Genomic DNA, 18,068 nt, shown 5'->3' on the forward strand with positions numbered 1-18,068 from the left:
CACGACTTTTTGCCCGCGCCCACCTGCGCGGGACATCTCTACTGTTCTTTCGGGCCGTCCTGGTAGCTCCACGCGGTGACCCGCGGCCCGGCGGCGACCAGTTCCTTCGGCTCGTCCGCCGAGGCGGCGGCCTGCGGTGTTTCCGCGGCCGAGCGGCGGCGGGACCGCAGCGTCGCGACCGCGCCGGCAATCGCCAGCAAGCCTGCGACGGCCCAGCCCGCGACCGTCCAGAAGCCCGGACCGTCATCGGCGGCCTCGACGAGGGCCGCGAACATCGCCGCGTCGTCGCCGCTCGTGGCGGTGCCCGTCGTGCCGGTCGCATCGTGCGCCGAGTGGCCCGCGGCCTGCCCTGCGACGGCCGGGGTCAACGTCAGGGTGGCCGGCGGGATTGCCGCGCCCTTCGCCGGGTCGGCGTAGGTCGGGGTGAGCGCGAAGCTCATCTTGTCGCCGCTCGCCGGCAGCGGACCCATCGCGACCGACAGGTCGGTGGACTTGCCGGGAGCCAGCTCTTTGCCCGGCATGGCGGTCCAGACGACCGCCGACGTGGCCTCGGTCACCAGGGAGTTGCCGTGGATGCCTTTCAGCGGCGTGTCCAGCTTCCGGTACTCCAGGCCGGGAGCCCAGTCCGGCACCGACAGGGGGTTGACCTCCGCCACCGGCATGTCGAGCGGCAGCACCAGCTTGACCTTGGTGATCGGGCTCTGCGCCGTATTGGTCAGCGTGAAGGAGACGTTCTGCCCGCTGCCCTGCGGTGCGCTGGGCGGGCTGACCGTCACGTCCGCGGCGGCAGGGGCCGCGAGGCCGAGCACGCCCGCGGCGACGGTGGCGGCCAGGACGCCCGCCCGGAGGTGCTTCTCCAGTCGACTCACGCCGGGTAGTTCGGTTCAGCGAGCCGAATGGTTCAACCCGCGCCGAAAAACTTTCCGAGCCGGAGGTGGATGATGGTCGGCATGCACGAGGTAGCGATTGGCAGCGACATGATCAGACTCGGACAATTCCTCAAGCTTGCCGACCTGATCGAAACCGGCGGGGAGGCCAAGATGCTGATCGCCGAGGGTGACGTGACGGTCAACGGCGAGGTCGACACGCGGCGAGGCCGCCAGTTGCACCCCGGTGACGTGGTGGCGGTCGGCCAGAAGGCGGCGCGCGTGGTCGCCTAGGGGCGGGCGGGCACACTTCGACGTCCGTTTATGCAGCGGTGCGTGACGAGCTGTTGACATTGTGTCGATCACAGGCATCTACTGAGGTCATCGTCGGGACCTCGATGGGTGCCGATGTCCGCCTCGCCGGGGAGGCCCCATGTCGCGCGCTCGCATCCGCACAGCTCTGTCCGGAACCGTCACCGCCCTGCTTGCCGTGGCCCTCGCCGGCTGCGCGGGCTGGGGCGGCAGCGACGGCGGGTCCGGCGGCGCGAACAGCATCGACGTCCTGATGGTGAACAACCCGCAGATGATCGACCTGCAACGGCTGACCGAGGAGAACTTCACCCGGGAGACCGGCATCGCGGTCAACTTCACCGTCCTGCCCGAAAATGACGTCCGGGACAAGATCAGTCAGGAGTTCTCCAGCCAGGCCGGCCAGTACGACGTCGCCTCGCTGAGCAACTTCGAGATCCCGATCTATGCCAAGTCGAAGTGGATCGCGCCGCTCGACGACTACGTCGCCGCCGACAGCACCTTCAACCAGGCGGACATCCTGCCGCCGATGACGAAGTCGCTGACCGCCGACGACGGCAAACTCTACGGCCAGCCCTTCTACGGCGAGTCGTCGTTCCTGATGTACCGCAAGGACGTGCTGGACGCGCAGGGCATCACGATGCCCGAGAAGCCAACGTGGCAACAGATCGCCGACATCGCCGCCCAAGTGGACGGCAAACAGCCCGGCATGGCCGGCATCTGCCTGCGCGGCCAGCCCGGCTGGGGCCAGATCTTCGCCCCGCTCACCACGGTCGTCAACACCTTCGGGGGTACGTGGTTCGACGCCGACTGGAACGCCCGCGTCGACTCACCCGAATTCCGCGCGGCCACCCAGTTCTACGTCGACCTCGTCCGGGCCCACGGCGAGACCGGCGCCCCGCAGGCCGGCTTCACCGAATGCCTCAACAACCTGATCCAGGGCAACGTCGCCATGTGGTACGACGCCACCAGCGCCGCCGGCTCCCTCGAAGCCGCCGACTCCCCGGTCAAGGGCAAGATGGGCTACGTCGCCGCCCCGGTCGTCAAGACCCCGAGCTCCGGCTGGCTCTACGCCTGGTCGTGGAGCATCCAGCAGGCCAGCGAGAAGAAGGACAACGCCTGGAAGTTCATCTCCTGGGCGTCCAGCCGGCAGTACGAGGAACTGGTCGGCGGTCAACTCGGCTGGTCCCGGGTCCCGGCCGGTAAACGGGCCTCGACGTACACGAACCCGGACTATCTCCAGGAGGCGTCCGCCTTCGCGGAGCCCACCGAGCAGGCCATCTCCAGCGCCGACCCGCGCAACCCCGGCGTCCAGCCGCGCCCGGCCATCGGCATCCAGTTCGTCGACATCCCCGAGTTCACCGACCTCGGCACCCAGGTCTCGCAGTACGTCAGCTCCGCCATAGCCGGCCGGATGAGCGTCGGCGAGGCCCTGGAACGCGGGCAACGGCTCGCCGAGGACGTCGCCGAGCGCTACCAGTCGCGCAAGGAAGGGTGAGGTGCCGTCATGACTTCTGTCGTCGACAAGACCGACGCCCCCGCCGGTGCTCCGGCACCGCCGCCGTCCGTGGCGCGCCGGGCCGCCGGGTGGGCCCGCCGGGCACCGCTGCTGCCCGCCCTGGTGTTCATGATTGTCGTGACCCAGCTGCCGTTCGTGGCGACCCTGGTCATCTCGTTCATGGACTGGAACGCCTACTACCCGGACGAGGTGGGCTTCGCCGGCTTCGACAACTTCCGGCGGGTGTTCACCGACGTCAACATGCGCGACGCGGTCATCACCACGATCCTGCTCACCGCCGGGGTCGTCCTGATCAGCCTGCTGCTCGGCCTCGGCATCGCCCTGCTACTGGACCGCAAGTTCCGTGGCCGCGGCGCCGTACGCACCATGATGATCGCGCCGTTCCTGGTCGTGCCGGTCGCCGCCGCCCTGCTGTGGAAGCACGCGCTCTACAACCCCGAATACGGCCTGTTCAACGGTGCACTCACCCGGCTGTGGAGCCTGTTCGGCTCGGACAACCCGCCGCAGCCGGACTGGATCACCAACGCGCCGCTCTGGTCGGTCATCTTCACCCTGGTGTGGCAGTGGACGCCGTTCATGATGCTGATCCTGCTCGCCGGTCTGCAGGGGCGCCCGCTCGACGTCATCGAGGCGGCCCGCATCGACGGGGCCAGCACCTGGCAGATCTTCCGGAGCATGACGTTGCCGCACCTGCGCCAGTACCTCGAACTCGGCGCGCTGCTCGGCTCGATCTACATCGTGCAGAACTTCGACGCGGTCTTCACGGTCACCTCCGGCGGCCTCGGTACGGCGAACCTGCCGTACACGATCTATCAGATCTTCTATCAGGCGCACGACTACGGCCGGGCCTCCGCCGCGGCGGTCGTCGTGGTCCTCGGCACGATCATCATCGCGACGTTCGCGCTGCGTACCGTCTCGTCGTTGTTCAAGGAGGACTCGGGCCGATGAGCATCACCGCATCCGCGCCGACCGTGAAGAAGACCGGCCGAGGCGGCACCTGGCTCACCCTGCTCGCCTGGGTGACCGGCATCCTGTTCGTGCTGCCCGTGGTCTGGATGGTGCTGACCTCCTTCCACAGCGAAGCCGACGCCGCCACCAACCCGCCCGCCGTCCTCGCCCCGATCACCCTCGAGGGCTACCGCGAGTTCTTCACCGGCGGCGCCAGCCCGTGGCCGCCACTGCTCAACTCGCTGACCGCCAGCATCGTGTCGACCGCCCTGGTGCTGCTGCTGTCCTTCCCCGCCGCGTACGCCCTCAGCATCAAACCGGTCAAGAAGTGGACCGACGTCCTGTTCTTCTTCCTGTCCACCAAGATGCTCCCGGTCGTCGCGGGCCTGCTCCCGCTGTACCTGTTCGCGCAGAGCGCCAACCTGCTCGACAACATCTGGCTGCTCATCGTCTTCTACACCTCGATGAACCTGCCGATCGCGGTGTGGATGATGCGGTCGTTCCTGTCCGAGGTGCCGGTCGAGATGCTGGAGGCGGCGGCGATGGACGGCGCGGGCCTGGCGAAAACCCTGCGCTCGGTGATCGCGCCCGTGGTCATGCCCGGCATAGCCGCCACCGCGCTGATCTGCTTCATCTTCAGCTGGAACGAGTTGCTGTTCGCCCGGGTCCTCACCGCCACCGTCGCCGAAACCGCCCCCGTGTTCCTGACCAGCTTCGTGACCAGCCAGGGCCTGTTCCTCGCCCAGCTGTGCGCGGCGGCGTTCGTGGTCTCGCTGCCGGTGCTCATCGCCGGCTTCGCGGCCCAGGACAAGCTGGTGCAGGGTCTCTCCCTGGGCTCGGTCAAATAGCTTTTCCGCCAAAGGTGGGAACCGGCGGCCGGGTGGGTACGTCGGACCGGTTATGACGCCATTTCGCTACCTGCGGACGGCTACGGCCGCCGCCACGTTGGTCCTCCTCGGCGCCTGCGCCCAGCCCGGCACCGGCGCCGGTAGCTCGCCGTCGTCCGCCCCCGCCGCCGCCCCGCCCACGGACGGCGACGCCCTGGTCCTGCGGGTGAAACAGACCGGCGGCTTCGCCGGTCCGGAAATGATCGCCTCCCGGATCCCCGACCTCAGCGTGTACGCCGACGGCCGGCTCATCTTCGACGGCCCGGTGACCCAGCAGTATCCCGGCCCCGCCCTGCCCAACGTCCTGGTCCGCACCATCTCGCCGGAACAGGTCCGGCAGCTCACCGAGCAGGCCACCGCCGCCGGCGTGCGCGACGGCACCGACTACGGACAGCCCGGCGTGGCCGACGCGAGCACCACCGAGGTCACCGTGACCACCTCGGCCGGCACGCAGACCGTCGCCGCGAACGCGCTGCGCGAGGCGATGGCCGAAGACCCGCAGCTCACCACGGCTCAGCAGGAAGCCCGGGCGAAGCTGCGCACCTTCCTCGACGGCACGGACAAGCTGCTCGCCGGATCGGGCGCGCAGCCGTACCTGCCGGAGACGCTGGCCGTGGTCGTCCGCCCGTACGTGCAGCCCGGCGACGACCTGCCCCGCCCGCAGCCGGTGGCGTGGCCCGGCCCGGCGCTGCCCGGCGAAGCCCTGGCCGCGCCGCAGAAGCTCAGCTGCGTCTCCGCCACGGGTGACCAGCGGGACGCGGTCTTCGCCGCGGCGAAGGCGGCAAACTCGGCGACGCCGTGGAGTTCCGGTGGCAACAACTGGGCCGTCACGTTCCGCCCGTTGCTGCCCGGTGAGAGCGGCTGTGCCGACCTCAAGGCGGCCCGATGAGCCCCATCGGCGAACCCTTCGAACCCCCGGAACTGCCGCGCCGCCCGCAGGAAGACGGCAGCGGGCCGGGACGGGTGAACCCCGCCCCGGCCCGCCCGGCCTGCCGGCCGAAGCTCAGCGCACGCCGAGCAGATCCACCACAAAGATGAGCGTCTCGTTCGGCTTGATCACGCCGCCGGCACCCCGCGCGCCGTAACCGAGGTGCGGGGGAATGGTCAGCTTGCGCCGGCCGCCCACCTTCATGCCGGCCACGCCCTGGTCCCAGCCGCCGATGACCTGACCCCCGCCGAGACCGAACTCGAACGCCTCACCGCGGTTGTAGGAGGCGTCGAACTCCTTGCCGGAGGAGAATGCTACGCCCACGTAGTGGACGCTGACCTGGTGTCCAGGCTTGGCCTCGTCGCCGTCACCGACGGTGAGGTCCTCCACGACCAGCTCGGCCGGCGGCTCACCGGTGATGGGGCCGACGTCGGGCTTCTCCATGTGTCCTCCTGTGTCGAATTGCCTGCGTGCCATGCAACCACAGGACGGTGACCTTCCGGACACCGAGGTGAACGATCCGGCCCCGAGTTCCGTACTGTCCGGCGTGGGCCGCTCCGCCCACCACGGGGTATCGCTGGGAGGCCGCATGAGGTCCGTCCGCCGCACCGCGGCGCTCGCCGTCGTCGGCGGGATCGCCGCTGCCACCTCGCTACTCCCGGCCCTGCCGGCACTCGCGCACGGCGCGCCGACCACACCGATCAGCCGTACGGCGGCCTGCGCCTCCGGCGGCGATCGGACGGACAGCGCGCCCTGCCGCGCCGCCCGCGATGCCAACGGTGGCCCGATCGGCCGCTTCGACAACCTGCGGGTCGCCAACGTCGGCGGCCGGGACGCGCAGGTGATCCCGGACGGCAAACTGTGCAGCGGCGGACTGCCCGACTTCCGCGGTCTCGACCAGCCGCGCGGCGACTGGCCGGCCACGACCGTCACCGCGGGCGGCACGCTGAAGATCGCGTACGCCGGCACGATCCCGCATCAGGGCTCGTTCCGCCTCTACCTGACCGGCCGCGGTTACGACCCCGCCGCGAAGCTGACCTGGGCAGACCTCGGCAAGCCGCTCGCTGAGATCAAGGACCCGCCGCTGCGCGAGGGCGCGTACCGGATGAGCCTGAAGCTGCCTCAGGACCGCTCGGGCCGGCACATTCTCTACACCGTCTGGGAGACATCGAGCACGCCGGACACCTACTACTCGTGCTCCGACCTGGTCATCAAGGCTGCCGCGACAGCTCGGCCACCGTCGGCCGCGCCGGTGGCGAAGCCCGCCGCGAAGGCCACCCGCTCGCCGGAACCCGAAGCGGTCGCGCCACCCGCAGAACCGCCGGCAACCACGTCCGCGGCGGCCGCACCGGCAGACCCTGCGCCATCGCTGCGCCCCGCAGCCGCCGCGGCGGACGATCACGTCCAGCTCGGCCACCAGATCCTGATCGGCGCAACCGTGGTCATCCTCGGCGTCACCGCTGCCGCCGGCTTGCTGCGGCTGCGCCGCGCCCGGACCACCAAGGACTGAGCCGGGGCTGCGGCGATCAATACTGTGGCTACGGGTGTCCAGCCCATTGGTGTCGGTGGCTGTCCGGACGGATCGGCGGTGGGCGAATAATGGCGTGACAGCCGGGTTCGGGACCCGGAGACTCGCCGGATGATCATCGACGCCGTCCGTCGCCGAGTGCGACCCCCGTCGCGACTGGCCGGACGGCTGTCTGCGCAGTCGCTCCTCTTTGCGATCGGTGAAGGTACCTTCCTGACCGGCTCGGCGGTCTTCTTCACGCAGATCGTCGGACTGTCCGCCGCGCAGGTCGGGCTCGGCCTGACGTGTGCGGGGATCGCCGCATTCCTAGCGGCGCTGCCGATGGGAAAGCTCGTCGACCGCTTCGGTCCGAAGAAGATGTGGGCCGTCAGCGCGGCCGGGCAGGCGGCGATGTTCGCGGTGTGGCCCTTCATCACCGACTTCTCGGGCTACTTAGCCATGGCCATCGGCATGGAGGTCATCGGCGCCTTGGGCAGCGCCGCGTACGGGGCGTACACGATTGACGCCCTGCCGCCCGGCGAGCGGGTGAAGTCCCGGGCCTACATGTATTCGGCCCTCAACGTCGGCTTCACCCTCGGGTCGCTCATCGGCGGCATCGCCCTGGCGTTCCACTCCAATGACGTCCTCCACGCGCTGCCCTGGTTCACCGCCGCGGTCTTCCTGGTGAACGCCGCCGCCATCAGCCGGCTGCCGCGGGCCGCACACGACAAGCGCACCCCGGTGGAGCGCAAGGTGAAGGTTCCCGGTCCGGGGCCGCTGCGCAATCCCGGCTGGCTGCTGACGAGCTTCTTCAGCGGGGTGTTCTGGACTAATCAGGTGCTGCTCAACGTCGTGATCCCGCTGTGGCTGGTCGAGCAGACGGACGCACCGCGGGTGCTGTTGGCCCTGCTGTTCGGCACCAACACGGTGATGTGCATCTTCCTGCCGATGGCGGCGGCACGGGGAGTTACCGGCGTGCCCACCGCGCTGCGGGCGATCCGCCTGTCGGCGACGTTCTTCGTGATCTCCTGCCTGATCACGCTGGCGACGCACGACACGGTCGGCTGGGTCACGATCGCTCTGGTCTGGCTGGGGCACGTCACGGTGACCGGGGCCGAGCTCTATCTTTCGGCGGCCCACTGGACATTCGAGGCGGAACTGATGGATCCCCGCCAGCGCGGCGCCTATCAGGGAGCCGCGGAGATGAGTGGCACCCTCGGCAAGGTGTGGGCGCCGGCGGTGTTCACGTTCCTCGCGATGAACTGGGGTGCCACCGGCTGGCTGGTGATCGCCGGCATCATCGTGCTGGCCGCCGTCGCGATCCACCCGTCGACCCGGATGGCGCGCCGGTTCCTCGAGCGGCATGTTCCCGCTGAGGCGCTGGCCGATGCCACTGCGTCCAGCTCCGGCCAGCAGGCAGCTCCCGCGCAGCTCTGAGGGGTCAGGCGGCGTTCTCGAAGTGGCGCAGTTCGCGGGCTTCCTTGGCGTAGCGGGCCAAGAGGTGCACCGTGCGAGGGCCGGCTACGCCGTCGGTGTCGAGGCCGACCCGGGCCTGGAACCGGCGGACCGCGCCGGTCAGCGCCTCGTCGCCCGGAGGGACAGTGCGGCCGAGAGTGGCGAACAGTTCACGGATCGCCGCCGGCTCGGCGGCCGGGGCCGGGTCGCCGGTCCAGCCGATCAGGCCGCCAACGGCGGTTCCGACCACGCTGAGCATTCCTCGTGCCGACATCGCGTACCTCCTGGGGGTCTCGGGCTGAGTCCTAGAATCCGCGACGGACCTGTGCGCAACATCGGACCGGGGTCCTGACCTGCTGTGTGTTCGCTATGACTTTCGGTGGATCCGCCGGCTCAGAACTCGTCGACGCGGCGGTCCTGATCCGGGCAGACCGTGTCGATCGCCAGCTTGATCAATTCCCGCGCGGTCGCCTGGTCGGTCGCGGTGGCGTCCGCGGTGCCGAGGGTACGGGTCTGCGCAACGACCTTGTCCGCCTTGGCGCCCGCAGCCAGGGCGGTGCAGGCCCGTTCGGCGACAGCGGCGAGTTCCTCCTCGCGGCGGTCCAGTGCCACGTCGGGCAGTACGTCTTGCACCACGGCGACGAAAGCGCCTGTTCCGGTGGCCTCGCGACCCTGCGGGGTCTTATCCGGGGCCGGTGGCCGGGCGGTCGGGCTTCCGGTCGCCTGAGCCTGGGCGGGCGCCGAGGATGGAATGCTGCCGGCGCTGGCTGCGGGCGCGGAGGCGACGGCAGAGGGCGCCGCCAGGTCGTCTCCGCACCCGCCCAGTGTCAGCAAGAGTGCCGCCGCAGCCAGCCATCGTGTCGTCATCGGTGCCCCCCAGTCGTCGCGTCTGCCTACCGCAGGCCAGACGGGCCGAACCCGGTGGACCTGCCGCAGGCTCGCGGGCCGCCCGCTGGACCTGCCGGAGGCTCAGCGCGGCCAGGCCCGCTTGCCCTGCCGGAGGCTCAACGGGGGAGGACAGCCCGAGCGACGCACCGCAACCCGCACGAGTGAAGCGTCGGCGCGCTCAGCGAACGCACAGACTGCGCACCGGGACCTGACAATTTTCGCGGCGACAGTGGGTTCATCAACGCAGACGAAGAGGGCAGGCGCGTGATGACCGACTTGTTGACCCGACCACACACTCCGACCACCAGTGCGCCGCCGCTGTTCCCGCCCCCGCAGCCACCCCTGCCGCCGTACTTCGGCGCCGGCAACCATCACCCGGCCGGGCCGGGCCGCTGGGGCCCGCGGATCGCCGTCGGCGCCGTGGTGCTCGCCCTGGTAGCCGGCGGAGGCACGGCCGGCGCCGTCATCGCCGAACGGTACGCACACAGCACCCCGACCGTCGCCCAAGCCGCGGTTGCCGCCGCCGTGCCGCTGACCGCAGCGGGGGAGGCCGACCTCGCCGCCGTGGCCGCCAAAGTGTCGCCGAGCATCGTCACCGTCCTGCTCGACGGGCGAGGCGGTTCGTCGCTCGGCTCCGGCGTAGTGTTGCGCGCCGACGGGCTGGTGCTCACCAACAACCACGTGATCGAGTCCGGCGGGACGGTGAGCGTACGGCTGTCGGACGGCCGTACGGTGCCCGCCGACGTGGTGGCGGCCGACCCCACGCACGACCTCGCGCTGGTGCAGGCGACCGGCTTGTCCGGCCTGACCCCGGCAACCTTCGGGACGAACGCCGGCGTGGCGGTCGGTGACACCGTGTTGGCCTTCGGTGCTCCGCTGGGACTGGAAGGCACGGTGACCTCGGGCATCGTCTCGGCGCTGGACCGGGAGGTCGACACCGGCTCGGAGAAACTGACCGGCCTGCTGCAAACCGACGCCGCGATCAACCAGGGCAACTCGGGTGGTGCCCTGGTGGACTCCGCCGGTCAGGTGATCGGCATCAACGTGGCGATCGCCACCGCGAGCGACGAGAGCACCGGCAGCGTCGGCGTCGGCTTCGCCATCCCGGCCGACACCGTCACCGCGGTGGTCCGCCAGTTGCAGACCCAGGCCAGCTGAGCACCGAGGTGCTCAGCCAGCCAGGTCGCTGTAGCGGTCTTCCAGCTCCCGCCAGGGGCCCTGGGCGACCGCGCGGCCGCCGATCAGGATGACCACCCGGTCGGCACGGGACAGGGCCGCCCGCTTGGACGTGGAACCCACGACCGTGACGCCGTGCTCGCGTAGGGCCCGCCACAGCTCCAGCTCGGTTGTCACGTCCAGGGCCGAGGACACGTCGTCGGCGATCAGCAGCTCCGTCCGCGGCGCGAGCGCCCGGGCCAGCGCCAACCGCTGCAACTGGCCGCCCGACAGCCGGGTGCCCTTGTGGCCGATGAGCAGCTGCAAACCGCCGCCGGCGGCAGCCAGGTCGTGTTCGAGCTGAGCGGTCGACACCGCATCGGCCGCGTCGACCTGATGGCCGAGCGCGATGTTGTCGGCCACCGTGCCGGACAGGACCCGAGGCAGCTGAGCGACGTATCCGACCTGGTTCGGGCGCAGGAACGTCTCCGGCTCGGCCACCGGCCTGCCGTTCCAGGCCAGTGTGCCGGTGTGATGCACGATGCCGGCCAGGGCCCGCAGCAGTGAGGACTTGCCGGAGCCGACCGGGCCGGCGATCAACACCAGTTCGCCGCGCTCCACGACCAGGTCGATGTCCTGGGCGCCGACCGTGCCGTTCTCGTGGACCGCGCTGAAGCCCGCGAGTTCCAGTCGTTGCAGCGGGCTGCGCGGCGCCACCGGCGGCGCGTCGGCGGTGCCGGCCGCGATGTCCACCCCGGGTACGGTCGACGAGTACGCCGCCTCTCCGCCCATCGCCACCGTCCGCGCGGTCCACACCTTGGCCGACGGGAAGTGCGACACCAGCGAGGCCGTGGTCCATGCGAACCACCGGGCCGCACCCAGCACCGCCACCGCGATCAGTGTCGCGGCCGCCGACAGGTGCCCGGCCAGATACATCGCCCAGGCGGCGATCGGCAGCAGACCACTGAGCACCGACGGTGTGGACCGCGCCCACACCTGGATGGCGATTTCGTGGCGCTGCCGTTCACTGCGCGCGGTGTCGAGGGTGGCGAGGTGGTCCAGCACCGGCATGGTCGCGCCGGCCAGTTTCACCGTGCGTGCCGCGGAAAGTGACGAGACCAGGGCGGTGGCGAAGGCAGCCCGGGCGGCCACCGTGCGGCGGGCGGCCCGTTCCAGTTTCGGGCCGAACAGCGTCGCGGCCAGACCGGACACGAGCATGGTGCCGGCGAAGAACATCGCCGGCACCCATGAGCCCGATGCCCAGGTCATGGCGACGATCATCACGAGGCTGACCGCGGTGTCGATGAGGTTGTCGGCGAGCATGACCACGCGTTCGGTGTCGCCGCCCTGCGCCACGACCTCGGCCGGGGTGTGCTTGCTGATCCGCCGCGGTCCGATCTGTCCGTGCACCAGCCGCATGCTGATCCGCAGCATCTGCCGGACCCACCACTCCGGGAACCAGGCGCCGGTGTAGTACAGCGTCGGAATGGCGACGATCAGCGAAGCGGCGATGGCGATGGCCGGCCACATCGGATCGCCGACCCCGTCGACCACCTGCGACCAGAACAGCGGCAGGATCGCGCCGTCCAGGCCGAGCAGCACCAGAACCGCGAACAGGGCCACCGCGGCCAGGCCGTACCGGGCGTCGTTGGTGGTCAGCCGGACGATCTCCCGCATGGTGCGCGCCGGGGGCGGCTCGGGCAGCGGCGGCGGGTCGGTCTGCGGCAGGTTGTTGCCCAGCTCGGCAACCACCGGTTCGGGCTCGCGTTCCAGGACGGCCACGCCGCCGCCGGTGCGGGCCGGTGCCGCCACGTGGGACGTGGCCAGCAGCTCCGCGAAGCGGCGCGACTCGGCGAGCGGGCCCGACTCCAGCACCTCGCCGTCGGCGAGGACCACGACCTCGTCGCAGCGCTGCACCGAGGACAGCCGGTGCGCGACGATGACGCCGATGCGGCCCTGCAGCAGCCGGTCGGTGGCCCGCTGCACCCAGGACTCGGTCACCGGGTCCATCCGCGCGGTGGCCTCGTCGAGGATCACCACCTGCGGGTCGCGGACCAGGATGCGGGCGAAGGCGACCAACTGTTCCTGCCCGGCGGACAGGACGTAACCGCCCTCGCCGAGCTTGGTCTCCACCCCGTCGGGCAGACTGTCGACCCAGGTGCTCAGGCCCAGCTCGGACAGCGCGCCGGCAGCCTGCGGCAGGAGTTCCTGGTCGAAGAGCGCGATGTTCTCGGCCAGCGTGCCGGCCAGGATCTCGGTGCGCTGCGGGACGATCGCGGTCCACCGGCGCAGACCCTCGACGTCGAGATCGTTGAGGTCGTGCCCGCCGAGGAACACCGTGCCACGCGGCACATCAACGGCACGAGTGAGGACCTTGGCCAGGGTGGACTTGCCGGAGCCGGTTCGCCCGATCAACGCGTAGGAGCGGCCGCGTTGGAAGGACAGAGTGATGGCGCGCAGTGCGGGCGGACGGGCGGAGTCGGCTTCGCCGTAGCGGAAGGTGAGGTCTTTCACGACCAGGTCGCCTTCGGTGGGCGGAAGTCCGCCGGTCGGTTCCTGCGGAATCTCACGCAGTTGCCGGACCCGGCTCCAGGCGCCGAGCGCGTTCTGCAGCTCGGGCACCATCCGGGTGACGTGCTCGAGCGTGCCGCCGAAGCCCAGCGCCAGCAGCCACACCGCGGTCAGTCGCGCGCCGTCGATATGGCCCGCGGTCAAGGCCCAGGCACCCCCTACGACCAGGACCGCGATCAGCGTACGGGTGATCGCCCCGGCGCCCATCGTGACCCGCGACGACATCCGCCAGACCCGGCGCCCGCGCTCCAGCACTTCCCGCGCGCGCTGGGCGTAGAGGCTGCGCACGTACGGCGCGGCGAGGCTGGTGCGGACGTCGTCCTGACCGTGCACGGCTTCTTCCATGACGGCGGCGAGGTCGGACCAGGCTTCTTCTTCGCGGATGCGGGCCGGGGAGATGCGCTGGATCGGTTTGGTCATGACGGCGGCGAGCAGGATCGACACGAGCACCATGCCGACGGCGGCGGGCCACCAGGCGAAGAACGCGGTGACGATCGACAGGGCGGCCACGGCCAAGGACTGTGCGAGGCGTACGCCACTGCCGCGCAGCTCGGCGCCCACCTGGTAAACGTCGGCATCGATGCGGTCGAGCAGCTCGCCGACCGGGGTGTTCTCCAGGGTGGGCACGTCCTGGCCGAAGGCGACGCGACACAGCCCGCGGCGGACGGCGGCGGCCCAGTCGGCGGTCAGCCGGGCTGCGGCCAGGCCGACGAGGACATCGCCGATGACGGACACGATGAGCGCAGCCGCGAGCACGCCGAACAGCGGCACGGACCGGTTGACCAGCACCGCACCGGCCAGGCCCAGCGCGGCGGCCTGACCGCCGGCCCCGAGCACGATGAGGACGGCGATGAAGGCGGTGCGACGTGGTGAAACGCCCCATAAGTCGCGAAGCAGAAGCATCGAAGGTCCTCGGGGCAGCAGGGAAGCGGTGGTTCCATCCTGCGGGGCTGGCGGAAGCGGCTCAACGCATTTACGGGTCGGGGTGGGTGTCCTGGGCCACCTTTGCAAACCGTACGTTCGTACTGTTAGATCATCCGGGTGCTGAGCTCTTCGCTGCCCGCCCGGGGCACACCGCGGATCCTGGTCTTCGCCACGCTGGTGAACACCGTCGGCAACGGCGCTTTCCTGGCTACCGCCACGCTGTTCCTGACCCGCTCGGTGGGGCTCACCCCGACTCAGCTGGCCCTCGCCCTCAGCCTCGCCGCCGGCGCCGGCATGCTGCTCAGCACCCCGATGGGCTACGTCGTCGACCACATCGGACCACGGACCGCGCAGATGGTCGCCCTGGTGGTGCTAGCCGCCGCCTACTGCGGGCTGTGCTTCGCCCGGGACCTGGGGACGGTCGTGCCACTCGCGTGCCTGATCGCGGTCGGCGACTCCGTGGTCAAGGCAGCCAACGGTGCCATGATCGCTGGTGCTGTGCCGCCGGCCGATCGGGTCCGCACCCGCGCGTTCCTGCGCTCGACCACCAACGCGGGCATCGCCCTCGGCACGCTGGCCGCCGGGGTGCCTCTCCTACTGGACACCCGTGCGGCATATCTGGCGGTGCTCCTCGGCAACGCCGCCACCTGCGTCGGCGCGGCCTTGATCGTGCGCCGGGCCACCCCGGTCGCCCCCGTACGCGCGCCGTCGGGCGGGCCGAAACTCATCGCCCTGCGCGACCGGCCGTTCCTCACCTTCGTCCTGCTCGACGGCCTGGTCGCCGCGCTCTACAACGACATGCTCAGTCTCGCACTGCCACTGTGGTTGGTAGCGCACGCCGGCGGCCCCGCGGTCCTCGTCTCCGCAGCTCTCCTGGTCAACACCATCGGCTGCGTAACGCTCCAGGTGTGGGCCGCCCGGAACCTGCACACCGCCGCCGACGCACCCCGGGCCAACCGCCGCGGCGCGCTGCTGGTGGCCGCCTCCTGCGTCCTGTTCGCGCTCGCCACCGATGCACCGGCCGCCCTGATCGGTGCGGCGGTTCTGGGCGCCGCGGCGGTGCACGTGCTCGGCGAGTTGTGGTTGTCCGGTGCCTCGTTCGTGACGGTTTTCGACCTGGCCCGGGACTGGGCGCAGGGGCAATATCAGGCCGTGCACCAAACCGGCCGGCAGGTCGGCAACCTGATCTCGCCGCCGCTGATCACCGCCCTGGTCGTGGGCTGGGGTGCACCCGGCTGGCTGTGCCTCGGCGCCCTCTTCGTGACCACCGGCCTGGTGACCCCGGTCGTCATTCGTTGGGCCCTGGCTCGTCGCGAGCCGGTAGCGTGCGCCTGATGTATCCCCCCTCGCCGTGGCACCTACGCGGGCAGCTGTACCTATCGGTTTTTGTCCTGCCCCACCACGAGGTGCCCACACTGCCACCCGGAATTCGGCCGCTCACCGTCGCCGGCCGGACCCTGGTCGGCGCCGCCTGGGTCAACTACGAACCCGGCGGCACCCTGCACTATCGCGAACTGCTGGCCGCGGTGCTGGTCCGCCCGCTCCGGTTCTCGATCCTGAACATCTGGGTGGACAGCCCGGAATCCTGCGCGGGCGGCCGCGACATGTGGGCGATCCCCAAGGACCTGACCGAGCTGACCATCGCATCCCCGGCTGCCGCCGCCCCCGGCATCGCCCGGGCAGGCATCGCGGTGGGCCGCCGGCTGCCCGGCCGGTGGCCCACTCCGCTGCCCCTGGTGCAGGGCCGTGCCCACGATCTGATCCGTACGCCTGTGCGGGGCACCGCCGCCCTCCGACCGTCCCGCATCGACTGGTCGATCGACCCCGACGGCCCGCTCGGCTATCTGGCCGGGCGCCGCCCCCTGCTGTCAGTTACGCTGTCCGACTTCCGGCTCCGCTTTGGCGCCTGACCGACCTGCGGCGGCGTTAGCGGGCGCTGACGGCAGTGCGATAGGCGGTCACGCATTGCTGCCAAGCACCGGTCAGTCCCTCGAGGTCGCGCAGATGCGGCGTCAGGTCTGCCGAGAAGGTGTCCGTCGCGTCCCGCGGCAGCAGCGAGGGCAAGTTGTCGATGGCGATGACCGCGGCCGATCCGACGGTGATCGCCGGCGCGTCCCAGGTGGTGACGGCGTCATAGAGCGGCAGTGCATTCCACGGTGAACCTGGATCGCAACTGACGTCCACCACACAGGTCAGCTGGGACTCCGGCCGGGCCAGATCCGCGCGCTGCAGGAACGCCTCGGTGCCAGGACCAGCCAAGACACAGTTGACCAGCAGGTTATGCCGCAACAGCGCGTCCCGATCCAGATTCCGGGTCTCGGCGACGTCCCACCCGGTCGGGGTGACACCGGCCTCGACGAGCGCCGCGGCAGCCCCCCGGCCGCTGCGGCCGAGCGCGCCGATCACCAGTGCCGTGCGCGCCGGCCGGTCCCGGTACTTCCGCAGCCGCTCGGCCAGCTCCGCGCTGGTCGTGGCGGCGATCGGCGGGTGCAGATCACCGTGTTGCTGCAGCACACCCAGCGCCGCACCAGCGAAGCCCGCCCAGTAGCCGAACGCGGCCTGACGGCGACCCGCCTCGTCGGCGAGCGATTCGAGGTCGAGGAGCAAGCCACCGCCCGCCTCGAACCGCTCCAACAGCCGCTGAGCGCCCGGCTGACCCTTGTACGCATGGCCGAACATCACCTGCCGGTGCCGCAACTGCGCCGGCTCCTCGGGCAGCTCCTTCAGCCCGAGAATCACCGTGGACTCCGGCGCGTCCACCCAGTCGCCAGCCGACGCGGTAACGCAGCCCTGCGCCACATAGTCCTCGAGCGGATAGATCCGCTGCGGCGACTCCTCGACCGTGATGCGCACCCCGCTGCGGATCAGAATTCCGGCATCCGCCGGGCTGAGCGCACAGCGCCGCTCGGACTCGCGCACCTCATGTCGGATCCACAGCTCGAGCATGACCACCTCGGTTCATCCTGACGTCATCGACCTGGCGCGATCACCCTATGCCGGGACGCCGGGCCACGCCGGTCCGACGCCCGCGCCGGAGTCCGTCACCGCAGCCGCCACCTCCGCCAGATCACCCTGGGAGAGCGCCAGGCCAGCCGCGGGCGTCCAGCCGTTGACCTGGTCCGGACGGCGAGCGCCGACAATCGCACCGGTGACGCCGCGCCAAGCGAGGGTCCACGCCACCGCCACCGCGGCAACGGTGGTGTCGTGCCGGGTTGCCACCACCCGCAGTGCCTCGACAACGCGCAGATTGCGGTCCAGGTGGACGGTGAAATCGGGATGCCCCCGTCGCCAGTCATTCGCGGGCAGCGCGGCGACCCGACCCGCATCGAACGCGCCGGTCAGCAGACCGGAGTGCATCGGCTGATATCCGATCACCCCAGTGCCGTGCGCCGCGCCCCAGGCGATCTCGTCAGCCGCCTGCCGGGCCAGGGCGGAAAACGGCGGCTGGATGGCGTCGACATGGGCGACCCGCTCGGCCCGGACCAGTTCCGCGACACTGTGATTCGACAACCCGATCGCACGGACCTTTCCCTCCGTCCGCAAATCCGCCATCGTCTGCCAGTACTCCTCCAGCGGCGTCGCAGCCACCGCGGGAGCCGGATCGTCGCCGAAGGACAGCAGCGTGCCATCGGCGGGCCAATGCACCTGGTAGAGGTCAATGTGGTCAACCCGCAGCCGGCGCAGCGAGCCTTCCAACTCGCGGCGGACACTGGCGGCGGTCATGACCCGACGCGGCGCACTGGTTCGGCGGCCGGGGTCATCCCAGACCAGACCGGCCTTGGTGAACAGGTACGGGCGATCCGCCGCGGGCAGCGCCGCCACCGCCCGGCCCACAACGTCCTCGGAGTGCCCCAACCCGTACGCGGGCGCGGTATCGATCCAATTGACGCCCGCCGCCGCGGCGCGGTGCACGGTGGCGATCGAGTCGGCGTCGTCCTGGTCGCCCCAGGCGTACTCCCAGTCGTTACCGCCCATCACCCAGGCGCCGAGCCCGACGGTGGACAGGTGCATACCAGTGCTGCCGAGCTGCCGTACGGGCAGTGTTGTGTCACTCATGGGCACCACTGTCGGCGGCAGAGCAGCGGTGGCCCAGATCCCCGCCGAGCCTAGG

17 protein-coding genes are annotated in these 18,068 nt (G+C 70.7%); 10 read left to right on the forward strand and 7 right to left on the reverse strand.

The annotated features are described in order from the left end of the window. Positions 1–38 precede the first annotated feature (38 nt). Complete coding sequence (locus tag ACIA1L_RS14490; RefSeq protein ID WP_396073157.1) at positions 39–869, reverse strand: DUF1775 domain-containing protein; 831 nt, start codon at positions 867–869, stop codon at positions 39–41. A 69-nt stretch (positions 870–938) separates the two neighbouring features. Here ACIA1L_RS14490 and ACIA1L_RS14495 point away from each other — a divergent pair, with 69 nt between their 5' ends. The 5 genes from ACIA1L_RS14495 (at position 939) to ACIA1L_RS14515 (ending at position 5,418) form a co-directional block, all read left to right on the forward strand. Continuing rightward, positions 939–1,160, forward strand: coding sequence for an RNA-binding S4 domain-containing protein (locus ACIA1L_RS14495; RefSeq protein WP_396073158.1), 222 nt, complete (start codon positions 939–941; stop codon positions 1,158–1,160). A gap of 139 nt (positions 1,161–1,299) precedes the next feature. Next, the gene (locus ACIA1L_RS14500; RefSeq protein ID WP_396073159.1) at positions 1,300–2,673 is read left to right on the forward strand and encodes an ABC transporter substrate-binding protein; all 1,374 of its coding nucleotides are present in this window, start codon (positions 1,300–1,302) and stop codon (positions 2,671–2,673) included. Positions 2,674–2,682: 9 nt separating this feature from the next. Next, the gene (locus ACIA1L_RS14505) at positions 2,683–3,642 is read left to right on the forward strand and encodes a carbohydrate ABC transporter permease (RefSeq protein WP_396073160.1); all 960 of its coding nucleotides are present in this window, start codon (positions 2,683–2,685) and stop codon (positions 3,640–3,642) included. After that, complete coding sequence (locus tag ACIA1L_RS14510) at positions 3,639–4,490, forward strand: carbohydrate ABC transporter permease (protein ID WP_396073161.1); 852 nt, start codon at positions 3,639–3,641, stop codon at positions 4,488–4,490. Before ACIA1L_RS14505 ends, ACIA1L_RS14510 begins: the two co-directional genes overlap by 4 nt. A gap of 52 nt (positions 4,491–4,542) precedes the next feature. Beyond that, positions 4,543–5,418 carry a hypothetical protein gene (locus ACIA1L_RS14515; protein ID WP_396073162.1) on the forward strand — a complete coding sequence of 292 codons (876 nt, stop codon included), beginning with the start codon at positions 4,543–4,545 and terminating at the stop codon, positions 5,416–5,418. Between the two features lie 114 nt (positions 5,419–5,532). Here ACIA1L_RS14515 and ACIA1L_RS14520 read toward each other — a convergent pair whose 3' ends face one another. Then, positions 5,533–5,901 (reverse strand): FKBP-type peptidyl-prolyl cis-trans isomerase, encoded by a 369-nt coding sequence (locus ACIA1L_RS14520; RefSeq protein ID WP_396073163.1) that lies wholly within the window; start codon positions 5,899–5,901, stop codon positions 5,533–5,535. A gap of 145 nt (positions 5,902–6,046) precedes the next feature. Here ACIA1L_RS14520 and ACIA1L_RS14525 point away from each other — a divergent pair, with 145 nt between their 5' ends. After that, positions 6,047–6,967, forward strand: a complete 921-nt coding sequence (locus ACIA1L_RS14525) for a lytic polysaccharide monooxygenase (protein WP_396073164.1) — start codon at positions 6,047–6,049, stop codon at positions 6,965–6,967. Between the two features lie 129 nt (positions 6,968–7,096). Then, positions 7,097–8,401: an MFS transporter gene (locus tag ACIA1L_RS14530; RefSeq protein WP_396073165.1), complete on the forward strand. Its 1,305-nt coding sequence runs from the start codon at positions 7,097–7,099 to the stop codon at positions 8,399–8,401. Positions 8,402–8,405: 4 nt separating this feature from the next. Here the strand turns inward: ACIA1L_RS14530 and ACIA1L_RS14535 are convergent, their stop codons facing one another. Further along, on the reverse strand, positions 8,406–8,693 hold the full coding sequence (locus ACIA1L_RS14535) for a peptidoglycan-binding protein (RefSeq protein WP_396073166.1): 288 nt from the start codon (positions 8,691–8,693) through the stop codon (positions 8,406–8,408). Between the two features lie 119 nt (positions 8,694–8,812). Continuing rightward, positions 8,813–9,286, reverse strand: coding sequence for a DUF732 domain-containing protein (locus ACIA1L_RS14540; protein ID WP_396073167.1), 474 nt, complete (start codon positions 9,284–9,286; stop codon positions 8,813–8,815). A gap of 288 nt (positions 9,287–9,574) precedes the next feature. On the opposite strand from ACIA1L_RS14540, the gene ACIA1L_RS14545 reads away from it, so the two are divergent. Beyond that, on the forward strand, positions 9,575–10,465 hold the full coding sequence (locus ACIA1L_RS14545; protein ID WP_396073168.1) for a S1C family serine protease: 891 nt from the start codon (positions 9,575–9,577) through the stop codon (positions 10,463–10,465). Positions 10,466–10,477: 12 nt separating this feature from the next. Here ACIA1L_RS14545 and ACIA1L_RS14550 read toward each other — a convergent pair whose 3' ends face one another. Further along, complete coding sequence (locus tag ACIA1L_RS14550) at positions 10,478–13,936, reverse strand: ATP-binding cassette domain-containing protein (protein ID WP_396073169.1); 3,459 nt, start codon at positions 13,934–13,936, stop codon at positions 10,478–10,480. 138 nt (positions 13,937–14,074) lie between these two features. On the opposite strand from ACIA1L_RS14550, the gene ACIA1L_RS14555 reads away from it, so the two are divergent. Then, positions 14,075–15,292, forward strand: a complete 1,218-nt coding sequence (locus ACIA1L_RS14555; protein WP_396073170.1) for an MFS transporter — start codon at positions 14,075–14,077, stop codon at positions 15,290–15,292. After that, positions 15,292–15,867 (forward strand): acetoacetate decarboxylase family protein, encoded by a 576-nt coding sequence (locus ACIA1L_RS14560; protein WP_396073171.1) that lies wholly within the window; start codon positions 15,292–15,294, stop codon positions 15,865–15,867. The genes ACIA1L_RS14555 and ACIA1L_RS14560 overlap by 1 nt, the downstream gene beginning before the upstream one ends. 16 nt (positions 15,868–15,883) lie before the next feature. On the opposite strand, the gene ACIA1L_RS14565 is transcribed toward ACIA1L_RS14560, so the two are convergent. Together ACIA1L_RS14565 and ACIA1L_RS14570 are read right to left on the reverse strand one after the other, a co-directional pair. Then, positions 15,884–16,903 (reverse strand): saccharopine dehydrogenase, encoded by a 1,020-nt coding sequence (locus ACIA1L_RS14565; protein WP_396073172.1) that lies wholly within the window; start codon positions 16,901–16,903, stop codon positions 15,884–15,886. A 45-nt stretch (positions 16,904–16,948) separates the two neighbouring features. Then, complete coding sequence (locus tag ACIA1L_RS14570) at positions 16,949–18,013, reverse strand: aldo/keto reductase (protein ID WP_396073173.1); 1,065 nt, start codon at positions 18,011–18,013, stop codon at positions 16,949–16,951. Between the last annotated feature and the right edge of the window lie 55 nt (positions 18,014–18,068).

The organism is Actinoplanes sp. NPDC051859 (genome assembly GCF_044452725.1).
Lineage (GTDB): Bacteria > Actinomycetota > Actinomycetes > Mycobacteriales > Micromonosporaceae > Actinoplanes.